Annotated in this window: 14 protein-coding genes; 7 read left to right on the top strand and 7 right to left on the bottom strand. The window is 49.7% G+C overall.

The annotated features are described in order from the left end of the window. Positions 1–227: 227 nt before the first annotated feature. Complete coding sequence (locus tag RDU59_09040; GenBank protein MDQ7838619.1) at positions 228–494, bottom strand: hypothetical protein; 267 nt, start codon at positions 492–494, stop codon at positions 228–230. A 269-nt stretch (positions 495–763) separates the two neighbouring features. Between RDU59_09040 and RDU59_09035 the strand changes: the two genes are divergently transcribed. Both RDU59_09035 and RDU59_09030 read left to right on the top strand, forming a co-directional pair. Next, complete coding sequence (locus RDU59_09035; protein ID MDQ7838618.1) at positions 764–1,048, top strand: AbrB/MazE/SpoVT family DNA-binding domain-containing protein; 285 nt, start codon at positions 764–766, stop codon at positions 1,046–1,048. Further along, the gene (locus RDU59_09030; protein ID MDQ7838617.1) at positions 1,045–1,302 is read left to right on the top strand and encodes a hypothetical protein; all 258 of its coding nucleotides are present in this window, start codon (positions 1,045–1,047) and stop codon (positions 1,300–1,302) included. Before RDU59_09035 ends, RDU59_09030 begins: the two co-directional genes overlap by 4 nt. Before the next feature lie 296 nt (positions 1,303–1,598). On the opposite strand, the gene cysC is transcribed toward RDU59_09030, so the two are convergent. Continuing rightward, positions 1,599–2,183 carry an adenylyl-sulfate kinase gene (gene cysC / locus RDU59_09025; protein ID MDQ7838616.1) on the bottom strand — a complete coding sequence of 195 codons (585 nt, stop codon included), beginning with the start codon at positions 2,181–2,183 and terminating at the stop codon, positions 1,599–1,601. Between the two features lie 467 nt (positions 2,184–2,650). Here cysC and RDU59_09020 point away from each other — a divergent pair, with 467 nt between their 5' ends. The 4 genes from RDU59_09020 to RDU59_09005 all read left to right on the top strand — a co-directional run bounded on the left by RDU59_09020 (position 2,651) and on the right by RDU59_09005 (position 4,835). Then, entirely contained in the window at positions 2,651–3,550 is a 900-nt protein-coding gene (locus tag RDU59_09020) for a M28 family peptidase (protein ID MDQ7838615.1), read from the top strand. 100 nt (positions 3,551–3,650) lie between these two features. After that, positions 3,651–3,950 (top strand): YggT family protein, encoded by a 300-nt coding sequence (locus tag RDU59_09015; protein ID MDQ7838614.1) that lies wholly within the window; start codon positions 3,651–3,653, stop codon positions 3,948–3,950. Positions 3,951–3,978: 28 nt separating this feature from the next. After that, the gene (locus tag RDU59_09010; protein MDQ7838613.1) at positions 3,979–4,530 is read left to right on the top strand and encodes a DivIVA domain-containing protein; all 552 of its coding nucleotides are present in this window, start codon (positions 3,979–3,981) and stop codon (positions 4,528–4,530) included. Then, positions 4,527–4,835: a DUF167 domain-containing protein gene (locus tag RDU59_09005; GenBank protein ID MDQ7838612.1), complete on the top strand. Its 309-nt coding sequence runs from the start codon at positions 4,527–4,529 to the stop codon at positions 4,833–4,835. Before RDU59_09010 ends, RDU59_09005 begins: the two co-directional genes overlap by 4 nt. Here the strand turns inward: RDU59_09005 and RDU59_09000 are convergent. From RDU59_09000 to RDU59_08990, 3 genes are all read right to left on the bottom strand, one after another. Beyond that, positions 4,814–4,966, bottom strand: a complete 153-nt coding sequence (locus RDU59_09000) for a hypothetical protein (protein ID MDQ7838611.1) — start codon at positions 4,964–4,966, stop codon at positions 4,814–4,816. The genes RDU59_09005 and RDU59_09000 overlap by 22 nt on opposite strands. Next, on the bottom strand, positions 4,944–5,966 hold the full coding sequence (locus RDU59_08995; GenBank protein MDQ7838610.1) for a rod shape-determining protein: 1,023 nt from the start codon (positions 5,964–5,966) through the stop codon (positions 4,944–4,946). The genes RDU59_09000 and RDU59_08995 overlap by 23 nt, the downstream gene beginning before the upstream one ends. A 160-nt stretch (positions 5,967–6,126) precedes the next feature. Beyond that, positions 6,127–7,065, bottom strand: a complete 939-nt coding sequence (locus RDU59_08990; protein ID MDQ7838609.1) for a GAF domain-containing protein — start codon at positions 7,063–7,065, stop codon at positions 6,127–6,129. 131 nt (positions 7,066–7,196) lie between these two features. Between RDU59_08990 and RDU59_08985 the strand changes: the two genes are divergently transcribed. Further along, positions 7,197–9,290 carry a peptidase U32 family protein gene (locus tag RDU59_08985; protein ID MDQ7838608.1) on the top strand — a complete coding sequence of 698 codons (2,094 nt, stop codon included), beginning with the start codon at positions 7,197–7,199 and terminating at the stop codon, positions 9,288–9,290. A 5-nt stretch (positions 9,291–9,295) separates the two neighbouring features. On the opposite strand, the gene RDU59_08980 is transcribed toward RDU59_08985, so the two are convergent. Both RDU59_08980 and RDU59_08975 read right to left on the bottom strand, forming a co-directional pair. Beyond that, positions 9,296–10,921 (bottom strand): response regulator, encoded by a 1,626-nt coding sequence (locus tag RDU59_08980; protein ID MDQ7838607.1) that lies wholly within the window; start codon positions 10,919–10,921, stop codon positions 9,296–9,298. Between the two features lie 183 nt (positions 10,922–11,104). After that, positions 11,105–12,319: ATP-binding protein (locus RDU59_08975; protein ID MDQ7838606.1), on the bottom strand; the 1,215-nt coding region annotated here is incomplete at its 5' end.

Genomic DNA, 12,319 nt, shown 5'->3' with positions numbered 1-12,319 from the left:
ATAGCACACCTCCATGCTACGGCAGTAAACGAACCTTTTAACGATGGGGAACTGCTGAACGAATACTTCAAGTTATAGTGCATAATCTGACGCCCAACGGGCCGGATGAGGAGCACCCCGTAGGGGTGTCTGTTCGATTCGGATTGATAGGCCGCGCTTCGCGCGGGCTGGCAATCCGTCCTCATCCGGCCCGATAGGGCGACGCGAAGCGTCGGCCTATCATGAAGCTAACCGGTGCGCAGTTTTTTTGCGCGTCCGGTTGAGCGACTTGTTAAACGCTTCGTGGAACGGGTCAGTTCTAATAGTGATCTCAAGGCCTCATTCACCGATGCGGAATCATGGAAGGCTTTGGCTATGTCCGGATCAAGTACGGCCACGTTCGATCCTTCATCAATCAATCGTCGGTAATACTTCCCGCGAACGGCTTTTGAATAGTCAAAATCGTACTCGGGACGTAACTCATCAGTGTTTTGTATTTTTCTTTTATCCTTCATGTTTTTTCCTCTCATGTGCGGTTGCACATCTTGCGCTAATGATGCGTATATTTCCTCCTCTCTCTGCTATAATGAGGCCGTTTCATTCATGCCGCAATAATCCCGGTTTGATATCGATATCGGTTCTTTCTCCGCATTATTGATGAAAATAGGGAAAAAAGTAAAGAAAGAAAACTTCAGCGCTTGACAAAAATTAGCTCTCTGATATTATGAAAGTACAAAATTAATAAATTTATAAAGTCATAGGAAAGAACGGAAGAGGTATTTTTATGCCGCTGGTTAAAGTCAAAAGACACTATCAGATTACTATTCCACAGGGCCTACGCAGAAAGCTCAATCTTGCTGTTGGGGATTATGTGGAAGTGGAGAATAAGGATGGCGACATAATCATGAAGCCGGTCAAGCTGGTTCATCCCGACCAGGAGTATTTTTATACCAAAGAGTGGCAGGAAGGTGAGGCCCAGGCAGACAAAGACATGGCCAAAGGTGATGTGGTCGGTCCTTTTGATAATATTAAAGCTGCCGTCCGGGCCCTCAAGAAGACTAAAATATGAGGCTGGTTTTTACCAAAAACTTTATCCGGGATTACCGTAATCTGCCCCCGCCAGTGCAGAAAACAATCGACAAACAGTTAGAGTTTTTGTTGTCTGATTCACAACACCCTTCCCTACATATTGAAAAGATGCAAGATCCGAGGAACATCTGGGAAGGCAGGGTGAGCGGCTCTTACCGTTTTACCTTTCAGATTGAAGGCGACACCTATATCATGAGAAAAGTCGGCAGCCATGATATTCTAAAAAAGCCTTAATCTTATAGGCCCCAAAATGTGCAAAAACGGCTGCCGCAATCGATATCTCTCCCGCCTGGAAATGTTTTACCTGAACATGCATAGCGAGCGCATTCCCCGCTGCTTGCGGCGGGGTTAGCGAGCGAATACTATGCTTTTTACCTTACATACGGAGATTCCCCGCAGCTTGCTGCAGGGAGCTTCAATTGAGCGATTTAAAAACCACAGCGTGCACAGCGAAAGATTCTAATAGTTTAAAATATAATAATTTCAAGTAGTTCTCTGTGTTCTCTGTGGTAAATTGCCTTTTTTAGGTTTTATATTATCAATTCTTTCTCCAGGTAGGCCAGTATCTTTTCCAGGCAGGTCGGGACATCGTACTTATCTGTTTCCAGGATCAGTTCAGGATTCTCCGGTTCCTCGTAAATAGAATCCACACCAGTAAAACCTTTGATGCGGCCGGAGCGGGCCTTTTCATAATATCCCTTGCCATCTCTTTTTTCGCATTCCGCCACGGGGCATTTTACATAGATTTCGACAAATTCACCGGGTCGGAATAGTTTGCGGGCAAACTTCCGGTCTTCGAGGTAGGGAGAAGTGAATGCGGCGATGGTTATGATTCCGGCATCCACAAAGAGCCGGCCTGCTTCGGCCACCCTCCGGGCGCTTTCTTTGTGGTCCTCCCGGCTGAGTCCGAGATTGCCGCACAGGCCGTAACCGATATTGTCATCATCCAGGGCATAGGTGTGAAAGCCCCTGCTATATAAGTACCTATCCAGTGCATAGGCCAGGGTCGTCTTGCCCGCTCCAGGAAGGCCCGTGAACCAGAGAAGCACGCTTTCATGGCGATGGAGCTTCAACCGTTCGTTACGTTTTACCCTTCCTTTTGACCAGTCTGACATAAGATTTAACCCTTGATAGATTACATACAGAGCGGACAGTATCAGAAAGGCGTGGATAATTCAACCGTTAAGTCCCATTATGGAGCAGTCAGCAGTCAGCTTTCAGCTTAATATGGTGTTTGTTTTAGATTATTGCTGATCCGCCTGTGGTCCGCCGCAAGCGGACTCCAGCAAGTTTCGCTCAGGAACAACGGCTTCCACAAGAATGTGAGGGAAGTCCTATTGAGAGCTTATCAGTAAAGAACTCCCCCCTTTAGTAAAGGGGGGCGAGGGGGGATTTGAAAACGCCTGGTAGTAACTATGCTTTCGTATAATAAGAGCCTAAAACAATTATGATTTATAAAATCTCTCCTAACCCCTGGTTTTCCAAAGAGGGGAATAGAGAAGAGTAAAAAATTACCCACTCGATTACGTGAAGACCCAAAATATTTGGTACAAAGGAGGTATTTTAGGTTAATATTACATTTATGTCTTGTGACGTAGAGAATCTAATAGCCCAGGTAGATATCGGGAATCTAAGACGCTACACCTCGTCCATAACCGGCCTGCGCCATGCCTGGAAGGAGCCGGAGGCGCTGGAGGAGCGGGCGTGCTATGTGGAGGAGGCATTTGCATCCTTCGGCCTTGCCGTCGAAAGCCAGGCAGTGCCGTTTCACGGCAGGACTTACAGGAACATTGTCGGCACGCTCCAGGGAAGGAAGGATACGGATTTACTCCTGGTCGGCGCCCACTATGACGCCGCCTTGGGCAGTCCGGGCGCCGATGACAACGCCAGCGGGGTGGCCGTGCTCCTGGAGGCGGCGCGTATTCTGTCTCAATGTAATCCTGATAATACCATACAGTTCGTAGTTTTTACCCTGGAAGAGCCCCAGCTCCCGGTAATGACCCTCACCTTTCTCATCGGGAGCCGTCATTTTGCCCAGGAGGCCGGAAAAAAGGGACAGAGATATAAGGGCGTACTCATTTTGGAGTCTGTCGGCTACACGAGCGAAAAACCCCGGAGCCAGTCCATTCCAGCCTTGATGAGAATCGCTGTGCCGGATACGGGAGATTTCCTGGGGGTTGTCGCCAACCGAAGATCGAAAAATCTTTTAGACGGCTTTTGCCGGTCTGCTGCTAAATGGGTGCCAGAACTTAAAGTGGTGGGCTATAAGGTACCTTTTTCAGGCCGCCTGATACCGGAGACCAGGTTTAGCGACCATGCCCCCTTCTGGGATCAGGGGTATCCGGCCCTGATGCTCACCGATACCGCCATGTTCCGCAACCCTAACTATCACACGCCTTATGACAGACTGGAGACCCTGGACTTCAATTTTATGTCCGGAGTGGCCAAGGCAGTAACGGCGGCCTGCTGTAATCCGGCCTGAGATATTATTTCTGTTTACTCCTTGACTATTTTTCAGAAATGCCGATATAATCCGTAGCATTTTTAATTCGGGGCCGGTCCCTGTGCATAAGGATGTGCCTATGTTCGTTTTTGGAAATTTTTTGCATGCCTTGGCCAAGATAATCGACATAGTATTATCACTTTATATGTGGGTTATTATCGCCCGGGCCGTCATTTCCTGGGTGAGTCCTGATCCGTACAATCCCCTTGTTCGCTTCCTTTACGGGGTAACCGAACCCGTCCTTTACCGGGTGCGCCGTCTTCTTCCCATCAGTCTTGGCGGCATAGATTTTTCGCCGATAATTATCATATTGATCATTGTTTTCCTGCAAAGTTTCCTCGTGCCGACCCTGGTCGATGTAGCCGGACAGCTTGGTTGATTAACCCATCCAAAGAGGGTGATTGTATATGCGTATTACACCTATGGACATTCAACAACAGGAGTTCCGGGTCCGTTTCCGCGGTTTTGATGCGCGGGAAGTAGATTCCTTCCTGGAATTGGTAGCGGAAGAACTCAAAGAGGCGCTCCACGAAAATAGCGCCCTTAAGGATGAGGTAAAAAGGCTCAGGGAAGCCCAGGCTAATTTTGAAGAGAAGGAAAAGACTTTTCAAACGGCCTTTGTTTCTGCCCAGCGTGTAGTGGATGAGATGAAATCCAATGCCGAGCGTCAGGCCAAGCTTATAGTAACTCAAGCCGAACTTGAAGCCAGAAAGATGGTGGAAAGCGCCCATGTTCAGGCGGCCCAGGTACAGGAAGAGATCAACCAGTTGAAACGTCAAAAGGCCCAGATGGAGTATCGGGTTAAGGCTTTTATCGAAAGCCTTTCGAAATGGCTGTCCGCAGAGAAAGAAGTAGCGGAAGAAAAGGAGGCCGGCACGAACGAGGCACACCAGGCTATGAGCGCTATCAACGAAATTATCTCTGGAGTGGATTTAGAGGGTGATGATCCGGCAAAGTGACCCTATTTTTCCAACCATCAACTGACGGGGTACTTTTAAGGGTTTACGTTCAACCAAAGGCCTCACGCGAGGGTATAGCCGGCTATCACGGCGATGCCCTTAAAATCAGATTAAAAGCGCCTCCGGTAGAAGGAGAGGCTAATGCCGCCTGTATTCGATTTCTTGCCTCTCTGTTTGGCCTGCCTCAAACAAACCTATCCATCAAGACCGGACATAAATCCCGTTTGAAACTCATAGAGATGGAAGGAATCTCTATTGAGGAAGTGAAAAAAGTAATAGCTGCTCAGCCTGCCCTTTCTTCCTGAAAGACGGCGGCCATAAAATAGACCTCTCGCTTCCGGCCGAAGATTTCCTTCAGTAACCGACCACTTTCCCGGGCTGCGGTTATGGCCGTTTCTATAAGGCTGTCTGTATCAGTTAATAAAGACCTTGGCATAATCCCTGATTTCTTCCAGGGCCCTGCCGGAGCCCATAACTACTGTGGTTAGGGGGTCTTCGGTCATTATGGTCTTGAGGCGTGTTTCCTCGGTGATGCGGCGATCCAATCCCTTAAGGAGGGAGCCTCCGCCGGCCATGTGAAGCCCGCTCTGGTGGATGTCGGCCACCAGTTCCGGCGGTGTATTGTCCAGGGTGCGCCTGATAGCCCCGATAATGCCATTTACCGGCTCGGCTATGGCCTCGCGGATCTCGGCATCGGTGACGGGTATGGCCTTGGGAAATCCGGTAAGGATTTCCTTGCCGGATACGAACATGCTCTGAGGTTCATCCAGGGGATAGGCAGAACCTATGTTTATTTTGATATGTTCGGATGTATTTTCACCAATGAGTATCTGATATTTTTTTTGCATATAACGGACAATAGACTCATTGATCTCATCTCCGGCTACCCGGTGGGACTCGCTGCAGGCTATGGCGGAAACAGATATTACGGCTACTTCTGTAGTCCCCCCGCCGATGTCTATTACCATTTGGCCGCTTGGCTTCCCAATTTCCAGCCCGGCGCCTATGGCGGCGGCCATAGGTTCTTCTATCAAAAACACTTTCCGGACTCCAGACTCCTCCGCCGCCTCTACGACCGCCCGCTTTTCTACCTGGGTGATGCCGGTGGGGACGCAGATAACCATCTTGGGCCGAATAAAGCGGCTTATATTTACCTTGCGGAGGAAATACTTGATCATCTGCTGGGTGACCTCAAAGTCGGCAATGACCCCGTCTTTCATCGGCCTGACGGCCCGGATCTTTTGCGGTGTACGCCCCAGGTATTCTTTGGCCTCCCGGCCGACGGCTATGACCTGGTCCGTGTCTTTATTTATAGCCACAACGGAGGGTTCGTTTAAAACAATGCCTTCCCCCGGCATATAGATCAGGGTATTGGCTGTGCCCAGGTCCATAGCGGCATCTTTAGACAGAAAGCCGAACAAGCGATCAAATAGCATATAAACTGTGTCCTCCTTAATTAGTGTTCATACGGCCCTGGGCCGGATTCAAGCTTTCAGCTATCAGCTTTCAGCCGTCAGCATGTTTGTTATCCGTTGTCCGATATTTTCTTTCGGTGAACGGTCAACAGTGAACGGCGGACCGGCTTCATAAGGCAGATTATCCTTTCATGGACATTTTCGTCAAGATAATCCTTTGCCCAATACTCAAGAGGGCGTCGATCTCCTCTGTCTCCCACGTACAACTGCTGTAGCTGGTGAAACCCATTACCCCGGGGATGAAATCCTGCAATAAACAGGGGATACCCAAAAAGGCGCTGAAGCCCTTGAAAGGTTCTTCTGCTGTAAAAAGGTAGGATTTCCTCGGTTCTTGCCCTATCTTCTCCAGAACCAGCGGATTTCTCTTTCTAAAGATCCAGCCCACCAGCCCCTTTTCTACTGAAAACTGCTGTCTCTGGAGGTTGGATTTTATCGTACCGATCAGGGCCGGAAGGCTGTATTTGGCGTCTGGTTCAGGGGATGAAAGAAAGGCCACGAATCCCATCTCGGCCCGGGTAAAAGAAAGGCATAAGGTCAGGATGTTGATGAGGTAATCATCAAAATCTCTGGGTTGCTGTCCTATACGATCGGCCTGGTAGTGGAGATTGAGTATCCGGTCATAGAGGCGTTCCTTGGCCTGTAAGTCGGAGACTTCTGTTTCATGTACGATAAGATCGGCGAATCCCAAGAGCAGTTTCTGGCTTTTTTCAGTAAATATGTATTTATTTTTGCTGTCCACGGAAAGAACACCCTTTCCGCGGGGAAGGGGAACGGCCATGAAGGATTTGATATCTTCGTCTGCCGAGTAGAACTGCAATGTAGTGGTGTCTCTGTCAAATTGGTTGGCGATGATAGGCTTGTTGTTTTTAGCCACCCAGCCGACCATACCGTCTCCATAGCCGAATTGTACCCGGGGGATGACATTTTTGCTCAAACTGTAGTAAGATTGCAGAGTCAGGCTCTCATCTTTAGGGTCGGCCAAAAACAAGGCGGTAGTAAAGGCGTCGGTAACGTTGCTGATTACTTTAATTATGTTTAAGAGATGGCTATCGACGGACATAATAATGTCTTGCTCACACTATCCTTTGACTTCCCGGTCTTTAGCGATTAGCATATATCCGCTGTGGATACAATAATTCTTATCACGCCATGGCACGGGATAGGTCGGCATTATAGCCGATTTTAGGAATTATGCAAAAACAAACCGAACTTTTGGCCCCGGCCGGTAATCTGGAGGCATTCTGGGCGGCGGTGGAGAAAAAGGCCGATGCCGTTTACATCGGTTGGAGTGACTTTAACGCCCGCGTCCAGGCCGAGAACTTTTCCCTGGAGGACATCAGCCGGACGATCCCTTTCGCCCATAAGCACGGCGTAAAGGTCTATATAGCCCTGAACATCCTGCTCAAGGAAAGAGACCTGCCGGAGATAGTAGAGGGTCTCAGGATATTAGAGGGGCTTTCTCCCGATGCCCTGATCATTCAGGATATGGGGCTGTATTATTTAATCAAAAGATACTTTCCGGCCTTTCGTCTCCATGCCAGCACCCTTATGACCATTCACAACCACCCGGGAGCCGAGCATCTGCGCGGGCTTGGATTTCAGCGGGTGGTACTGGCCCGCGAGCTGTCCATAGATGAAATAAGCGCCATACACCGGCATTCTCCGATTGAGCTGGAGGTTTTTGTCCAGGGAGCCCTTTGTTACAGCTTTTCCGGGCTTTGTCTGATGAGCAGTTATCTGGGCGGAAAGTCCGGTATGCGCGGCCGGTGCGTCCAGCCCTGCCGCCGGTTGTACGAAAGCGGCAAAAAACACGGCTCGTTTTTTTCCATGAATGACCTCTCGGCTATCCGGTTGCTGCCTGAATTAAAAAAGGCCGGTGTCACCTCCATCAAGCTCGAGGGGAGGATGCGCAGCGCCTACTACGTAAGCTCTATAGTAGAAGCCTACCGTATGGTACTGGATGCGCCGGAGGGCGATGAAGAGGCCCTGGGCCGGGCTGAAGATTTAATAAGGCGGTGTCTGGGCCGAAAGCCGACTTCCGGGTACTTTCTGTACCCGCGCCTGACGGACATCGTCACCCCGCATTTTTCAGGCACGGCCGGCCTTTTTCTGGGGAAGATCATAACCGCACGCGGAGAAGAGGCCCTGGTGAGGCTTGCTGCTAATGTCGGCGTTGGGGACCGGCTGCGCCTGGTAAGGCCTGCCCATGACGAGAGACACTCATTTACTCTGGGAAAAATGATTGCCGGGGGGAAAGAACTGATAAATGCCGCACAAGGTCAGGAGATCACGTTTAAGATGCCCGTCCCTTGCCGCAAGGGAGATCTGCTTTTTAAGGTAGATGCGAAGGACGCCGCGCTTGTGCGCGGCGCAGGCCGGATAAGAAATCTCATTTTTGCCGCTACCAGAGGCTGCGTTATCAGCCCGGCAACAAAAAAAGGGTTAAGCATGGACCCGGTTGTTTCAAAATTATTCCCGGAGAAGGGTCCCGGGGCCATGCAGAGGAAAGACCTTAAGTGGTGGGTGAAATTGGGCGATCTGAATCACCTGTCCGATGTGCCAGACCGTGGCATCCATCGCCTCCTGGTCCTCCTGGACGAGAAGACATTCGCCCAATACAGGCGTTACCACAAACAGATTTTGCAGATGCGGCATCGATTTTCCTGGATGCTGCCGCCTGTCATAGAGGAAAAACAATGCCGGTTTTATGAGAAGGCGATAGATGGATTGCGCCGGGCCGGGTTTACGTACTGGCACCTGGGCCATATAAGCCAGCGGCAATTTTTCTTACATAAAGGCAGAGACATACACCTTTCCGCCGGTTATACGGCCAACGCGCTTAATTCCCTGTCCGTCAGGGCCTTTTGCGATCTCGGGATCACGGAGGTGGAGTTTTCCATAGAAACAGACCGGGAAAACCTTAAAGAGGCATTGGCCCATGCCGGGGGGTGCCCGGTGGGGCTGGCCGTCTATGGCCATCCGCCCCTTTTTACTTCCCGGCTGCTCCCCCCCGGTCTAAAACCGGGTGCCACCATACGAAGCCCTAAGAAAGAGAGTTTTTTCATTAACTGCTATCGGGAATTGACCCTGGTACATTCCTCGCACCCTTATTCTCTCCTGGCCTATGTGCAGGATTTGAAGAAGATAGGGATTTCTTTTGTGACGGCTGATTTCACCTGGGAGCGCCCTGCTAAAAATGTGCTCTCTGAGATTTTAGGCGGTAAGCCGGGTAAAAAACCGGGGGATAGGGTGAATACCTTTAATTTCCTGAGGACATTGGCCTGATAAAATTACCGGGCGGCCAGAGAAGCTATCCTGGCTGAGACGATATTTTTGATATCTTCAACGGTAAAGGGCTTGGTTATGTAAGTTGCGCCGCTGGACTCAAGAAATCTACTTGTCTCATAACTCATGGTATCGCCGGTCATAAAGATTACCCCTCCCGGCGGCAGCAATCCCATATCCCTGATGGTGTTAAAAAGTTCCTTACCGTCAATGTCCGGCATTATTATATCCGTCAGCATCAGGTCATATCGCCCCGTTTCCAGCTTTTCCAGGGCCAGCTTACCGGCTGTAACCGTTTCCACATCGTATCCTTCCCTTGTCAGTATATCGCATGCGAGTTTAAGGATTATGGGTTCGTCATCCACAACCAGCACCCGATGTTCTCCCCGTCTTTGGGGGACTGTTTTAGCCGGGCCGGAGGCAATTTCCTTTCCAACCGGGCGCGGGAACCTTATAGTAAATATGGTGCCATGCGGTTCGCGCCGATCCGCAGATATGTCGCCATCATGTTCCTTAATTATACTGTACGAGACGCTGAGTCCCAATCCCGTTCCGCGTCCCGGTCTTTTCGTCGTAAAAAAAGGTTCGAATATGCGTTTCCGGATGTCATCCGGTATCCCCGGGCCGTCATCGGCAATTTCCGCTATGACCACTGCGCGCTCTGGTTCGTAACGAGTCCTCACCTCCAGTGTCCCCATACGGAAGGCCTGGGTTATAGCCTGCTTGGCGTTAATGATAATATTGGCAAATACCTGTTGTATCTGATGTCCATCACCTTTTATAACGGGGAGGGTCTTGTCGAAATCTTTTATTACCCGGATATTGTGATTGTGCAGGTCATAGGATAGAAAATCCAGTGTTTGTTCTATTAATGTATTTATGTTGACGGCTTCCTGCCGAATTTTCCCTGTATCAGAGAAGGCAAGCATATTCTTAACTATCTTGGCCGTGCGCAAGGCCTCTTTTTCGATTGTGCGCAGACCGTTTCTAATCCTATCCGTATCAGACACTTGAGACAGAAGCTGGGCATACCCCAGAATAGAGGTAAGGGGGTTGTTAATCTCGTGGGCAACCGCAGATACCAGTTCTCCTATGGCCGAAAGTTTCTCGGAACGAATGAGCATCTCTTGTGTTTCTTTCAACTGCCGGTAGGCGTTTTCCGTGGCAGCCGCTTTTTCTTCAAGCTCTGCCCCGGCTTTTTCCAGCTTTTTATTCGTCTGTTTCAGGGCCTCTAAATAATTATTTTTTTCTATGATGAGCCGTCTCTTCTCTATGGCCCGTTGTACCGTATAGATGAAATCCTCCATGTTTGACAGAGGCTTTACCAGGTAATCATAAACCAAGTTCTGATGAATACATTGTAAAACGGACTCAATAGAGGCATACCCGGTCAGTATTATAAACTGGGCCATGTCGTCCAATTTTCTCATCTCCCGGATCATGGCCAGGCCGTCCATCCCGGGCATCCTGAGATCGGCGATTACCAGATCGGGATATTCGGCTTTGAACCTCTCTATTCCCTCCGGACCATTTCCAGCCTCCGGGACAGTGAATCCCCTTTCCTCGAGTTCCATGCGCAGAAGCAACCGGATATCGGCTTCATCATCAACTACCAAAATTTTTCCGTTCATGACCTGTTTTTAATCCTTTCTAATTAGTGCTCATCCGGAAACCCGAAAATTTCGGATGAGCTGTCAGCGCTCAGCTATCAGCTTTCAGCTTAATGTGTTGTTTGTCTTAAATTTTTACTGACGGCTGACAGCTGACGGCTGAAAGCTTCAATCTGGAAACGGTAGTTTCCGGATGAACACTAATCAAAATGACTGGTTAAGGAGCGGCAGTATCACCCTTATCTCCGTGCCTTCCCCCTGGCCGGAAATTATTTCGATATCACCTTTGTGTTCCTCGACTATGTTGTAGCTTACGGAGAGGCCCAGGCCCGTGCCTTTGCCTGCCTCCTTGGTAGTAAAAAATGGGTCAAAAACCTTATCCAGATTTTCCGGGGCGATGCCTATGCCGTTATCTCTTACGCTAAGGATTACATGGCTGTTATCGCCTGCTTCAGTCTTTATGGTCAATATTTTTTTGTAGTCTCTTGCTTTCTCCGGCCTTTCCAGAGACGTTTCCCGTTCCATCAGGGAGTCTTTGGCATTGCTCAGAAGGTTTAAGACTACCTGCTCCAGTTGCCCGGGATGGCCGTGACAGAAGGGGCCTTGCGAACTATAGTCCTTAATTACCATTATGCCATACAGCTCGATCTGCCTCCCCATAAGGAGCAGGGCGTTTTCTATAACTCGGTTAATATTTACCGCTTCCATCTTCGTATGGGGCAGACGTGAGAAGGTGCGTAGATGGTCTATAATCTCTCCCATGCGCATGGCATTTTTCTCGACGACCGGGAGTACTTCCTGCAATAATTCTTTATCTAGAATTTCCTGGTTGGTTTTCCGCAGTAAGGATTGGGCAAAGCCCTTAATAACCGTCAAAGGCTGATTGAGTTCGTGGGCTACACCGGCGGCCAGTTCTCCGATAGAAGCCAGTTTGGCCGACTGGAGCAGTTGGGCATTCGTCTTCCTGAGTTCGTATTCCGCTTCCTTTTTTTCGGTAAGGTCTCTGGCTATGATCTGTACCGCTTTACTGCCTGCCTGAGAGGAGACGGTCCCGTTTACTTCTACCGGCAGGGTAGCGCCGGCCTTTCTTCTGAAACTTATCTCTATCGTCTGAGAGCCTGTGGCCTCGATTGCCCGCATCATGTTTGTCCAGTCCGCCTCGTCCGCATAGATATCTTGCATAAACTGATCCCGGAGTCTTTCGGGACTAAAACCAAGGCAGTGGCAGGCCGAGGGATTGGCATCAATAAGCTTACCGTTTAGATCGGCGATGAAGATCATATCCTTGGCCGCTTCAAACAGGCTTCGATATTTGGCCTCTGATTTTTCCAGTTGCACCAGGTGATATTTCCATTTTTCCAGAAGACGGACCCGCTCCAGGGCGCTTCCGGCCATCAGGGCCAGAGTCCTCAGCAGCTC

This window comes from Thermodesulfobacteriota bacterium (assembly GCA_031082315.1).
Lineage (GTDB): Bacteria > Desulfobacterota > QYQD01 > QYQD01 > QYQD01 > QYQD01.
The sequence above is the reverse complement of the archived record's forward strand: the minus strand, read 5'-3'. Positions and strand labels throughout refer to the sequence as shown.